This window comes from Anabaena sp. UHCC 0253 (assembly GCF_009712085.1).
GTDB lineage: Bacteria > Cyanobacteriota > Cyanobacteriia > Cyanobacteriales > Nostocaceae > Dolichospermum.
Map to the genome: position 1 here is coordinate 122,383 of NZ_VILD01000002.1, position 13,213 is coordinate 135,595.

At 32.7% G+C, this 13,213-nt stretch carries 10 protein-coding genes; 9 read left to right on the forward strand and 1 reads right to left on the reverse strand.

What is annotated here, in order from left to right; all coding sequences use genetic code 11:
• Positions 1–201 precede the first annotated feature (201 nt).
• The 8 genes from FJR38_RS04680 (at position 202) to FJR38_RS04715 (ending at position 11,011) form a co-directional block, all read left to right on the forward strand.
• A complete protein-coding gene (locus tag FJR38_RS04680) occupies positions 202–1,398 on the forward strand; it encodes a 1-deoxy-D-xylulose-5-phosphate reductoisomerase (RefSeq protein ID WP_168535719.1) in 1,197 nt (398 codons plus the stop codon).
• A 260-nt stretch (positions 1,399–1,658) separates the two neighbouring features.
• Positions 1,659–2,492 (forward strand): DUF4007 family protein, encoded by an 834-nt coding sequence (locus tag FJR38_RS04685; RefSeq protein WP_168535721.1) that lies wholly within the window; start codon positions 1,659–1,661, stop codon positions 2,490–2,492.
• Complete coding sequence (locus FJR38_RS04690; protein ID WP_168535723.1) at positions 2,476–2,910, forward strand: hypothetical protein; 435 nt, start codon at positions 2,476–2,478, stop codon at positions 2,908–2,910. The genes FJR38_RS04685 and FJR38_RS04690 overlap by 17 nt, the downstream gene beginning before the upstream one ends.
• A 57-nt stretch (positions 2,911–2,967) precedes the next feature.
• Positions 2,968–4,839 (forward strand): hypothetical protein, encoded by a 1,872-nt coding sequence (locus FJR38_RS04695; RefSeq protein ID WP_168535725.1) that lies wholly within the window; start codon positions 2,968–2,970, stop codon positions 4,837–4,839.
• Entirely contained in the window at positions 4,820–6,925 is a 2,106-nt protein-coding gene (locus tag FJR38_RS04700; protein ID WP_168535727.1) for a hypothetical protein, read from the forward strand. Before FJR38_RS04695 ends, FJR38_RS04700 begins: the two co-directional genes overlap by 20 nt.
• Entirely contained in the window at positions 6,918–9,134 is a 2,217-nt protein-coding gene (locus tag FJR38_RS04705; protein ID WP_168535729.1) for a PglZ domain-containing protein, read from the forward strand. The genes FJR38_RS04700 and FJR38_RS04705 overlap by 8 nt, the downstream gene beginning before the upstream one ends.
• The gene (gene brxL / locus FJR38_RS04710; protein WP_168492333.1) at positions 9,124–10,560 is read left to right on the forward strand and encodes a BREX system Lon protease-like protein BrxL; all 1,437 of its coding nucleotides are present in this window, start codon (positions 9,124–9,126) and stop codon (positions 10,558–10,560) included. The genes FJR38_RS04705 and brxL overlap by 11 nt, the downstream gene beginning before the upstream one ends.
• A gap of 253 nt (positions 10,561–10,813) precedes the next feature.
• Positions 10,814–11,011: a hypothetical protein gene (locus FJR38_RS04715; protein ID WP_168492332.1), complete on the forward strand. Its 198-nt coding sequence runs from the start codon at positions 10,814–10,816 to the stop codon at positions 11,009–11,011.
• A gap of 29 nt (positions 11,012–11,040) precedes the next feature.
• Here the strand turns inward: FJR38_RS04715 and FJR38_RS04720 are convergent, their stop codons facing one another.
• Positions 11,041–11,535 carry a thioesterase family protein gene (locus FJR38_RS04720; protein WP_168492330.1) on the reverse strand — a complete coding sequence of 165 codons (495 nt, stop codon included), beginning with the start codon at positions 11,533–11,535 and terminating at the stop codon, positions 11,041–11,043.
• A 171-nt stretch (positions 11,536–11,706) separates the two neighbouring features.
• On the opposite strand from FJR38_RS04720, the gene FJR38_RS04725 reads away from it, so the two are divergent.
• Positions 11,707–13,179 carry a leucyl aminopeptidase gene (locus FJR38_RS04725; protein ID WP_168492328.1) on the forward strand — a complete coding sequence of 491 codons (1,473 nt, stop codon included), beginning with the start codon at positions 11,707–11,709 and terminating at the stop codon, positions 13,177–13,179.
• The last annotated feature ends 34 nt before the right edge of the window (positions 13,180–13,213 follow it).

Here is a 13,213-nt window from a genome sequence, read left to right on the forward strand (position 1 = left end):
GACTATAAGTCGCGCGCCACTTGCTACAAGTCGGGGAACCCGCCCAACGCAGTGGCTTGGCTACACAGACAAAACCCATCTTCATGGGTTTCAAACTCTCAATTTTTCGTTAGGACTTCCGTAGCGTGGCGTTAGCCATAAACTTTTAAAACATCCTCTCAGCAATTTATATTTAAAATTAGCGTTAATTATTAAAAAATTGTGAAAGCTATTACTCTCCTTGGTTCTACTGGCTCAATTGGTACTCAAACCTTAGATATTGTCTCTGAACACCCTGATAAGTTCCGAATTGTCGGATTAGCTGCGGGACGGAATGTGGAGTTATTCGCGGCGCAAATTCGCCAGTTTCGTCCCCAAATTGCGGCTATTTCTGCTGCGGACAAATTACCAGAACTCAAAGAAGCTATTAAAGACCTCAATCCTCAACCCATTTTACTCGCTGGAGAAGCAGGAGTGATCGAAGTTGCGCGTTATGGTGATTCTCAGTCCGTTGTAACTGGTATTGTTGGTTGTGCGGGTTTATTACCAACTATTGCTGCTATTGAAGCGGGTAAAGATATAGCTTTAGCCAATAAAGAAACTATCATTGCCGGCGCTCCTGTGGTGTTACCTTTGGTGGAAAAACACGGTGTGAAACTATTACCCGCAGACTCCGAACATTCAGCAATTTTTCAATGTCTGCAAGGTGTTCCTAAAGATGGTTTGAGAAAAATATTACTCACGGCTTCTGGTGGGGCTTTTCGAGATTGGCCTGTGGAAAAGTTACCAGAAGTGAAAGTTGCTGATGCTATTAAACACCCTAATTGGTCAATGGGGCGAAAAATCACTGTAGATTCGGCAACTTTGATGAATAAAGGTTTGGAAGTAATTGAGGCTCATTATTTATTTGGAGTAGATTATGACAACATCGAAATTGTCATTCATCCTCAAAGTATTATTCACTCTTTAATAGAATTACAAGATACTTCGGTTTTAGCTCAACTGGGTTGGCCGGATATGCGTTTACCTTTGCTTTATGCTTTATCTTGGCCAGAGCGAATTTACACTAATTGGGAAAGATTGAATTTAGTGAAATCTGGTGATTTAACTTTCCGTGAACCAGATCATCAAAAATATCCTTGTATGGGTTTGGCTTATGCTGCGGGGAGAGCGGGTGGTTCTATGCCGGCTGTGTTAAATGCGGCAAATGAGCAAGCTGTGGCGCTATTTTTAGAAGAGAAGATTCACTATTTGGATATTACGAAGTGTATTGAATTTGTGTGCGATCGCCATCAAAATGATAACACACAAAATCCCTCTTTAGATGACATTTTGGCAGCAGATAAATGGGCTAGACAAGAAGTTTTCACAGCTATGGAAAAGGTAGCAACTCAGCCACAGATAATTTCTGTTGGTTAAACATCATAATAATCTTACACTCATCCTATCGGGTGCAGTGTAGGATTATTTTTTTTTAAATAATGTAAATTATCATCAAAAATAAAATATTCAACTAGTAGAACGTTATTATATACACTATAATGAAATCAGCATAAGCACTCACATAGGTCTGGGAATATTACAACCTCAGTCAAAGCCAAAGAGCAGTTTTGAGAGTGGAATTGATTTTTTTAAGTAAAATCACTGCAAAGTTCATATTATTCAATACTTGATAGACTATGGCTAAAATGCAACTGCATTTCAACGGTAATTTTTCTCTCAAAAAAGAAGAAATTAAGAGAATACTTGATGCTGCTTCTGAAAAAGAAGGCTTAAAAGATACTTTACCAAATCTAATGACAAAAACAGGTTTAGGTAATGCCAAAGTTGGTAAAATTAAAAGTTGGGCAATTAGAGCAGGTTTAGTTAAAGATAATTATTTAAGTCCAGAAGGAAAAATAGTTTTAAAACATGATCCTTATTTAAAATCAATTACTACTGATTGGTTCATGCACTTTTATTTAAGTTTTGGTAATCAAGGTTTAAATAAAATTCCAGAAAATCCTGCTGAATGGGGAGGTTGGACTTATTTTATTTATACTTTTCTCCCTGAAAATTCAACTTTTAGTAAAAATGATTTATTTCAAAATAGTATTCCTATATTTGAAGAACCAGATAACGTTATTCCTGAAAGATTCAAGTATGTTTTAAGAGCTTATGTTGAACAACAAGCATTAGCTAATTGTCAATTTATCAAAGAAATCAAAACAGATACATATCAAATAGGGAATTCTAAGCTTCCTAATACCTATTTGATAGGTTATTTCCTAGCTAAACTGTGGGAACGAGATTTTAGTCAGGAAACTTCTGTATTAACTGATGATATTTTTTCTCAAAAGATGGGAATTATCCCTGTTTTAGGTATTCAATCTGAAACTTTACAAGACCATCTGAATAGGATGGAATCTTTAGGAATTATTGAACAAAGACGCACAGTTTCACCTTATCAAATTATCCGTCGTTGGGATAATCCTTTAACTTTATTGGAGAAAGCTTATGTTAACAATAAATAATCTCTATCTTAAAGATGCTAAACCAACTGATTCTCCTCATTTACTATTGTGGGATAACCCTAACGGTTTAGAAATTCAACAAATTTTATTTAACAATAATGCTCAACTTGTCAGTTATCGTGACAACTTAATAAGTCGTGTTAATAGCAAAAGTCCCTTTTTAATTCTTGATAAAAAATTAGGTCAAGAATTAGATGCTATCAGAAAATTTTGTGCTGACAGTAATAAACCAATTGTACTGTTAAAAGACCTTGATATTTTAATAACTTATCTTTACAGTCAACCGCAATCTCCTATTAGTTTATTTTGGAAAAAGTTGGGAGATATGAGACATCTAGAAAGCAGTTTATGGATTATTCTTCCTACTCAATTAAAGCCACAAGATTGGGATAAAAAACGTATTCATTTAAGCTTATAGTTGTTCTTTAACGCAGACAAACTTCAAAATATATAACTAAACCAGGGGTGTAAAACTATGCAACTTCATCAAATAGTTAAAATTAATGAATCAGGAATGGTAGCCAATGCCGTTAATTTTGGTATGATGGCTGATGCTGATAAAAATTTACTTTTGTGTCAAGGATTTGTATTTAATTATAATTCTAATGATCCTAAATCTTCTACATTAGGTGTTCTTGATGCTATTCAAAGAAGTTACCATAGTATAAATCAACCGAATATTCATTTATTTGTTCAAGATTATGGTAAAGGAAAATCTCATTTTGCTTTAGTTGCTGCTAACTATTTTAAACAATTATTAGATAGTCCTGAAATTGAAGGAATATTAAATCAAATTAAAATTGCAGCAGGAAATAATCAAGGAATAGTAGAAGATTTAACAGCTTATAAAAGACGTAACCCTAAACATTTAGTAATTTGTATCAGTGGAGATGAAGGAATAGATTTAAGACAGATATTTTTAAAATCAATTCGTCAAACCTTAGAAAATGAAGGTATTACTGATTCATTAGCACAACAACTTTGTCAGAAACCTCTTGAATATTTATATAATTTAACGGATGAAAAAATTAATCAAGCTAATCTTTTTTTAGACACAACTGGAAATCAATTTGGAGATTTTTACAGTATTATTGATTTATTAGAAAAAGATAATTATCGAGTAATTCCTACGGTTAAAGAAATTAGTAAGCAATTAAATAAAGGTTTTGCTATTGACTTTGAAACAGATTTAAGGATTGAAGAAATTTTAGAAGAATTAATTACTACTTTATGTTCTGGACAAGATGCAAAATATTCAGGGATTTTAATTTTATTTGATGAACTTAATGCTTATCTTCAATCATGGTCAAAAGATCCATTTAATTCAGGAGGATTTACTTTACAAGGTACTACTAATATTTGTGAAAATTATAAAAGCAAAATTGCTTTAGTTTGTTTCACTCAAATTGAACCTTTAAAATCAGTTCCAAATCAATCAGCAGAAGATTATAAAAAACTCGCTTCTCGTTTAGAAGTTGCTGGAAGCACCTATGAACCAAGTTCTAGTTTAGAATTAGTCATTAAAGGTTTATTACCAAAAGAAGATAATACTAATTTATGGAATCAATTTTATCAAAAATGGAATAATACTCTGTTAACTGATAGTAGGAAATCCCATGGAACTAGAATTAAAACTTATCGTGAAAGAGGTTGGAGTTTAGAAGAATTTAATGAGAAGCTTACTATTGGTTGTTTTCCCCTTCATCCTTTGAATAGTTATCTACTTTGTAACTTAGATTTTACTCAAGGAAGAACAGCGATTCAATATATCAAAGAAGATGTTAAACAGTTTATTAATTCTCAACCTGTTGAAGACAACGGTAAATTAAATTGTATTCCTGCTATTTCTTTAGTGGATGCTTTTGAAAATAACTTTTCTCAACTAGAATTTTCTCGTCATTATTCAGAATATCAAAAAGCCTATGATATTATAGCTGCATCTACTACAGATGCAGAAATTGCAGTTTTAAAAGGACTTTTCTTATTTTATGTTAGTCAAAGTAAACTTCATAAACCAGAATCAGAAAAACATGAAGTTATTCTTAGTGAATTGACAGGTTTATCGGAAAAAGAAACAAAAGAAACCTTAGATAAACTAACTTATGAAAGAAAAGTTATTTATCCTAATACCGGAGATAATACCTATCGTTTTTATTCAGGGAGAAATTTACTAGAAATTGATCAAGAACTAGAAGAAGAAGTTAGCAAACAAGCTAATAAAATCTCCATTAATTTAGCAGTTAAACATTGTCAACAAGAGATTAGCACCTTTTTATCAAAAGCAACAATTGAAGGGATAGATTTTATTGAAAAAAATCAACTCCTGAATGATGAATGGTTTTTTTGAATATAAATTTTATAGTATAGCGGAATTTGAACAAGCGTTATCTGGTTACAAAACCATAGAAAACTCAGAAGGAAAAGGAATTTTCGCTTACGTTTTAGCGGAAACTATCGAAGAATTACAGGATATTCGCTATAAAGTAGATCAGCTTCTTTCTCAATCTAAACATAAGGAACGTATTGCTGTTGCTATTCCTAATCAACCAGTTAGAGATATTTGTTATGATTTATGGAAACTAAAAATTCTTCAAAACAAAACTGCTACTGATAAACAAGGATCAGAAACAGCTTTCCAAGTAAAGATTAAAGAGTTACAAGACAAAACTACAAGAGAAATTAAAGAAGTAATTACTTATTGTACTTATCATTGTCTTGATTTGTATAAACTAACTACTACAGACAAACAAAATCCAGAAAGTATTGTTAGTCATCTGTTACAGCAACTTTATCCTTTTGTTCCACCTCTCGGTAGATGTGATAAAATGGCTTTAAAAAATTCAACTGGAAATAGAATAATTGGATCTTTATCGAAATATTTATTAGACAATAATACAAGTAATTTTTTAAATACATCTGATCAGACTTTAATTAATCAAGTATTTGTTAATACTTGGGGATTATTTAAAACTGCTTCTCAAAAATATTCTGTACAAGTTCCCACCTATGAAAATGTTAAAAAAGCATGGAATACAATATCTCAGTTAACGGCTTTAGGAAATAAACAACGAACATCTATTAATATAGATAGAATTTGGCGAGAATTATCCAATCCTCCCTTTGGGTATAATGAATATACCTTTACAATGCTATTTACAGCCTGGATATCTTATCATCGTACTGAAGTAATGCTACAGGGAAATTTTAGTATTCCTAAAAGCAAGAAAGAAGAAGTATTAATTCAAGAAAAACCAATTAAAGATTGGGTGAAAACTAATGTATTTGATAAACCTAAAGATTTTGTCAGAATCTGGATTTTAGGATCTAGTAAAACACCTAAATTGATTCGTATTCAATCTGTTAATTGTCCTGAAATACCAACAAGAGTTGATTATTATCAAGCGCAAAAGCTGATTGAAGAAATTGATAAATTTATTAATTCTGCTGATCCAGATCAAGTAAAAATACAAGAAATTAAACCTCAAAAACAACAACTTTTAGATGAAATTAAAAAAATTGATGATCGGTTAAAACCAATAGAAACATTAGAAAACTTACTAGATGATGTCAATATTGAAACCTTGGTAAATCTTTATTCTTCTCTTCAACTACCATTATCAAAACCAAAAACTTTTAATTTAGCAAATAATTCAAACGCATCAATATCATCCAGTACATCAGATACTATTGTTGTTAATCCTACTCCACAACACAAGCAACGTCACGCTGATGCTTTAAAAACTGTTCCAGATAAAATTAATGACTTTGTTGAAAAGTTAGGTGAAAAATCCGCATCTCTGAAAACAGTACAAGAATTTGCTGATTATCAAGTTGAACTTGAAACGGCAATTGAGAAAATTACCCAAGTTTCCTTACCTGAACATTTAATTGAGAGATTAAATTACTACCGTCAAGTTGCTACTAGAAAACGCGATGAAATTCAACATGAATTTGCAAGTAAAGACTGTTTAGATAAAATCGAAATTCGTTATAATTCTTTGAGTAATAATGCAACTCAGCAGGATTATATAGATGCTATCCATGATATTGAAAAATTAACCAACAATATTATAAAACCAGAATCTCGTTATCAGCAAATAATTACCGAAATTAAAGAGAAACAGAATATTTTAGAAGAAAATATTAGAATTTGGGAAGAAAAACTGAGAGGAATTAATAAACCTGAAGCTTTTAAATTATCCCAAGAAATTAGTAATCAACAAAATCGGTTTACTCACCCTGAATCTTCTCAACAAGTTAAGGAAATATTAGAGAAATTAAACCCGATTATTTTAGAAAGTGCAAATCAAGAAAAAACAGATATAGAAAATCAAATCATTACTTTATTTACACAACTTTCTCCTGAAAGACAACAAGATTTATATTTAAAATTAAAAGAATATTTATCTATACAGGAGGATACTAATGAGTAAAATCATATTAGATCCTACTGGATTATATCAACCTCTTTCTGACTATCTTGTTATCACTACAGAAGTAGAATGGGTACGATACTTCACCCTTAAAAATGACAATTATTGGATTAAAGGTAAAACCCTTTGTAATTGGACAGAAGAATGGTTAAGAGTATGGAACAAATCAGATTTAATAATTGAAAGAAAACAAGTTCCACGTCAAAGATTAACAACTATTTTTTCTCCTTTATCTATTCCTGATGATTGGGATGATCAGTATATTTTAAAATTAGCTACTCAGTTTGATAATTATCCTTCAAATCATCCTCTTAACTCTTTATTAGCTGATATAACTAATACTGAAGAGGATTTTTGGTTAATTGATAATCTATCCATAGGACATTTAGCTAAATGGTTATGTGTTCAAGTCCCCCAAGACTATCAAATATTTGAAGATGTTTGGAAACATAAAATTAGTCAAAACCATAATCATGATCATTTACTCAGTTATTATCAAACTGAGAATAAAAATCAACTTTTAAAGAATTGGTTAGGTTTAAGTTCAGATTGTCAGATTACTAATATATTAGGTCAATATCCTTTAGATATTCCTGATTTTTGTTTAGAGGAATTTAGAAAGTTTTGGGAACAAAAGATTTATCAAACAGAAGCGAAAATTTTAGATGGTTTGATTTTACCTCAAGAATCTGGTAATAAAGTTATTTCTTCCATTGCTTATGATATTTTATTAGATAAATCCATTTGGATAAACACAGAAAGATTTATAAAAATCAGTCCATATTTAGGTAGCACTGAAAAATCTAAATTAGAGCAAAAACTACCTCTACCTCAACCTTTATCCTTATCCATTAATGCGACTCCTGAAGATACTTTAAAATGGGTAACAGAATCTTATTTACCCTTTAGATGTTGGGAGACAACAATTAACAATACTCCTAGAGAACAACAAATTAGCGAACAATTAGCAGATAGTTTTGTTAACTGGATAGTAAAATATTACCCAGAATTAAAAATTGATAATGTAGAAAATTCATGTTTGAATTATAGTGTAGCATTTCAAGTTCAAGAATTAGCTAAAGACAATCCTATTCTTTGGATAGTTGTTGATGGTTTAGGATGGTTAGATCATCAGCAACTAATTGCAATTTTAACTAAGAATAATCAACTTTCACTAGAAACAGATATGAAACCTTATTTTAGTATTCTCCCTACTAAGACTGAATATGCAAAATGGAGTCTTTATTCTCAACTTTTACCGGAACATTCGTCTTGGACACCTAATGCAAAAGACGGTTTTTCTATGGTAAAATCAGGAAATCGTTATACAGATAATAATAAACATGAGTTAAATCAAGATTTAAAAGAAAATAAATATCAAATTTATTGCTGGGATACTGATCAATTAGATGAACTTTATCATCAAGAAAAAGATTGGAACACTCTATATAAAGTAGAAAGGGTCAATCGTTTAGAAGGAATTGCTAGAAACATTCAGCACTACTTAGAAGAATATAACAGTTCGGAAGAATTAAAAATTGTTATTGCTAGTGATCATGGACAAATGATGGGAGAAGTACAAAAATTATCTAATTGTCCAGCAGAATTAAAATCAAAAGGTAGAATGGGAATTGGTAAAACTGATGATCCTCGTTTTGTAGTTCTTGAAGCTAGACGTTTTGGACTTCCCCATGATATTAGTATTGTGAGAAATTCCGATTGTATTAGTGCGTTTTTTTATACAAAAGATAAAGAAATTATTGGTTCTCATGGGGGATTATTTCCCGAAGAAGTTGTAGTAGGATTTTCAGTTTTAAGTAAATCATTAAAACGTTATCCAGTTATAGTAACTTGTAGTGGAGAAGGTAAACCTAAACAACCAGGAGAATTAATAATTACTATTCATAATCATAATTTAGCATCCTTAACGCATCTTTCTTTATATATTAATGAATTACGAGAATTTAAAACAGGAAAAATCTTAGATATTACTATTAAACCTCATGATAAAATTACTCATAAAATATTTATTAGTGAATATCCAGAATTACCACCACACAAGAATGAAACAACTATTAAATTATCCGGTAAATTAACTTTTCTTTTTGCTAATAATCATTCAGGAGAATCAAATATTGATTCAGAATCATTCATTAGCATTCAACAAATCTTTAGTAGCGGTTTTCAAGGTGATTTAGATGACTTTTAATTACGACAATGATTTAATCACTCAAATATTTCAATCATTAAGTATTGATAAAAAACGTTTACCATCAAGTGGACTAACCACTTTAGGTATTCCTAGTTTTGTGGGTGAATGGTTACTAGATAAAATCGTTCCGGGAATGGGAATTTTAGATAATTTAGAATTAGAAAAAATTAATAATTTTGTCCAAAAAGCATTTCCTAGAAAAGATGATCAAGAAGTTATTAAATTTAAACTCACACAACAAGGAGAAATATATAAATTAATCGCACTACTTCAAGTAAGAATAAAATTGGAATCAAACTCTAAACAAATACCTGAACCATTAGCGAATATTCCTGTTTTGAATTTCTCAGATTGTGAAATTTCTACAGATATTGTCGAACGTTATCAGATGCTACTTAGACAAGGAGTATGGGGTAAGATTACTTTAAGATATGGTAATTCTCAAGTCTCAATTATTGATTTTGATCCTTTTCAGTGTTCTGAAGTTAACCTGAAAACTTATGCTGAATATCGTTCTGAATTTACCACAGAACAATGGCGAAATTTGATGTTTTGTTCAATGGGTTTTAATCCCGAACATCCAAATTATAATTATCGCTCAAAAACCTGGATGTTAACTCGTTTAATTCCCTTAGTTGAACCTAATTATCACATCATAGAACTAGCACCTAAAGGAACAGGAAAAAGTTTTGTTTATGAAAACATTAATAATAAAGTTTCTGTTATTAGTGGAGGAAAAGTAACTCCTTCACAATTATTTATTAATGGAAAAACTAAAGAAGTTGGTTTATTAGGACGTTATGATGTAGTTGTTTTAGATGAAATTCAAAGTTTAACATTTGACAATCCTGATGAAATTATTGGACCGTTAAAAACTTATCTTGCTAACGGACGTTACAACCGTTCAGGATTTGCTGATATTGCTAGTGATTGTTCCTTGGTGTTATTAGGTAACATTGAACTTGATGAATATCAACGTCCTAAAGATAAATATAATTTAATGGCTAAGTTACCTAAATTTTTCTCGGAAACAGCTTTTTTAGATCGTTTTGCTGGTATTTTACCTGGTTGGGAAATTCCTAAATTTAAAAGGGAGATGATTGCTAATCAAATCGGTTTAAAAATGGACTTTTTTGGGGAAGCATTATTATCTTTAAGGAAAGATGGTAGTTTTTACCAATATGTTCAACAACATACTCAATTTGATGATCATACTACCATTAGAGATCAACAAGCAATTCTCAAAACAGCATCAGGATTTTTAAAATTACTTTATCCTCATCTTGAATTAACTTTACAAGATTATCAACGTGATTGTTTAGAACCTGCTAGAGAACTTCGTCAACAAATTAGAAATTTACTCTATAACCTAGATGATGAATTTAAGCAATCTGAAAAAGATATTTATGTTGATGTCAAATGATTTTATTAATTTAAATATAAAAGCCAATTTTCATCAAATTATGGGTATATTTTCAGTAAACTTGATTAACTTTAGACTAAGGCATTGCTAACTTACCTAAGTATCTTAATGGGTTCGCAGCAAGGGATACAAAAATCAAATATTAGTCCTATATGTCTGTAAAAATTTCTTAATAAAGTGAATTATTTTTTGATTCTGAGATATAATTTACTCTTTATTCAAACATAAGAGTCAATTTCAAGGATTTGAATATATGATCATTACTTTAATAGTAGCTTGGATAGTATTTGTCATCCTCTGGAAATTAGTAAAAACTACCGTCAAAACGGCAGTTACCTGTGGCGCTATCGTTGTTTTATTATACTTTGGATTTGGTGTTACTCCCCAAGATATTTGGCATCAAATCACCCAGTTTGCTCAAACTTTCTCACAAACACCAGTAAGTAGATAATTAATTCAAGTGATTTTAAATGCCTAATCTTACTTGCGAGATGCTGAAATTTTCGCCAAAGCATCTTGAACCGCAGGTGGTAACTGTCGCATGATTTTACCTTTTTCCCGATCTAAAGCCACTAACGTCACTTGGGCAGTAACATATAAATCCTGACCATCAGTAGAAACAATAGTATAGTCCCAGTTAAGCCGTACTCCTGTCACTTCAGCCATGCGTGTTTTTACTATGACTGGCATACCTAATTGCACCGACCGATGATAACGGATTGATAACTCCACAACAGGTAAATCACAACCTAAAGCCACTAAATCAGCAAATTCAATGCCTATAGAGCGCAAGCATTCTACCCGTGCTTCCTCCATCCAAGTTAAGTATGTACCATGCCAAACAATACCAGCATAGTCTGTGTGGTGTGGTTGCGCTCTGACTGGATATTCAAACCAATTTTCAAAGGTAACATTAGTAACACTTTCAATGGCACTAGTGGGTGGTAATTTGGGTTGGTTTATTTCTTGAGACATCTGAATAATTTTTTGAGCAATACAATAAAAAACTGATAAAACTTTGTAAATTGGTCATTTGTACACCATCGTTAATTTTACCAGATTGTCAAGACGTTGCATGAAAGGTCCATGATTAAGAAAATTTGAGCAATACTTGTACAAGAAGGATGATAGACAGAACTTACAAAAATGATGATTCAACTTACAAATACGGCATTATTAGACTGGACTGGTGATACTTTGGCGATCGCCTTATTTGAAGATGCAGTCGAGTTAACAGGCGATTTAGCAACTCTAGATGATAAATGCGGCGGAATTCTCAAAGAATTGATTGCTGAAGAAGAATTTACCGGAAAAGTCAATAGCACCATCTTCACAAGAGTCTCTGCTGGTAATTTAGTGCGGAAGGTGATTTTAGTCGGTTTAGGTAAACCAGATGGGCTGCAACTAGAAACCTTACGCCGTGTGGCGGCTACAATAGCGCGGACTGCTAAAAAGCAAAAAACTAAAACTCTGGGAATTAGTTTACCACTGTGGAACAATCACCCAGCCGCCACAGCCCAAGCCATAGCCGAAGGTTTAGAATTAGCACTTTACCAAGATACGCGCTTTAAATCCGAGCCAGAAGATAAAGGTCCCAACGTTGAAACAATTGACTTATTCGGTTTAACAGGACAAGAAGCAGCTATTACCCGCGCCAATCAAATTGTGTCTGGGGTAATTTTGGCACGGCAGTTAGTAGCAGCCCCAGCTAATAGTGTTACACCTATTACTATGGCAGAAACTGCTCAAGCGATCGCTCACGAATATGGCTTACAACTGGAAATTCTCGAAAAAGAAGAATGTGAAAAACTAGGTATGGGAGCATTTTTAGGAGTCGCTCAAGCTTCTGATTTACCCCCGAAATTCATTCACCTAATCTACAAACCAGCCACCACACCCAAACGCAAACTCGCAATTATTGGTAAAGGTGTAACCTTTGATTCCGGCGGTTTGAATATTAAAGGCGCTGGTAGTGGCATTGAAACCATGAAAATGGATATGGGTGGTGCTGCGGCTACTCTCGGTGCTGCTAAAGCTATCGGCCAATTAAAACCAGATGTAGAAGTTCACTTTATATCAGCCGTTACCGAAAACATGATTAGCGGTAAGGCTCTGCACCCAGGAGATATCTTAACAGCATCAAATGGCAAAACCATCGAAGTCAACAATACCGACGCAGAAGGGCGTTTAACCCTGGCTGATGCCTTAGTTTATGCTGATAAATTGGGTGTAGATGCGATCGTTGATCTAGCTACTCTTACAGGTGCTTGTGTGGTGGCTTTGGGTGATGATATTGCCGGTTTATTTACACCTGATGATGCTGTTGCTTCCCAACTACAAACAGCCGCTGAAACCGCTGGTGAGAAAATCTGGCGGATGCCTATGGAAGACAAATATTTTGAAGGGATGAAATCGGGTATTGCGGATATGAAAAACACCGGACCCCGTTATGGCGGTTCTATTACTGCGGCTTTGTTCCTCAAGCAGTTTGTTAAGGATACTCCTTGGGCGCATTTAGATATTGCAGGTCCTGTTTGGGCTGATAAGGAAAATGGCTATAACGGTGCAGGTGCTACCGGTTTTGGTGTCAGAACTTTGGTTAGTTGGGTTTTGAGTTAATTTAATTTCACCTAAACAGGGCGGGGAAACCCCG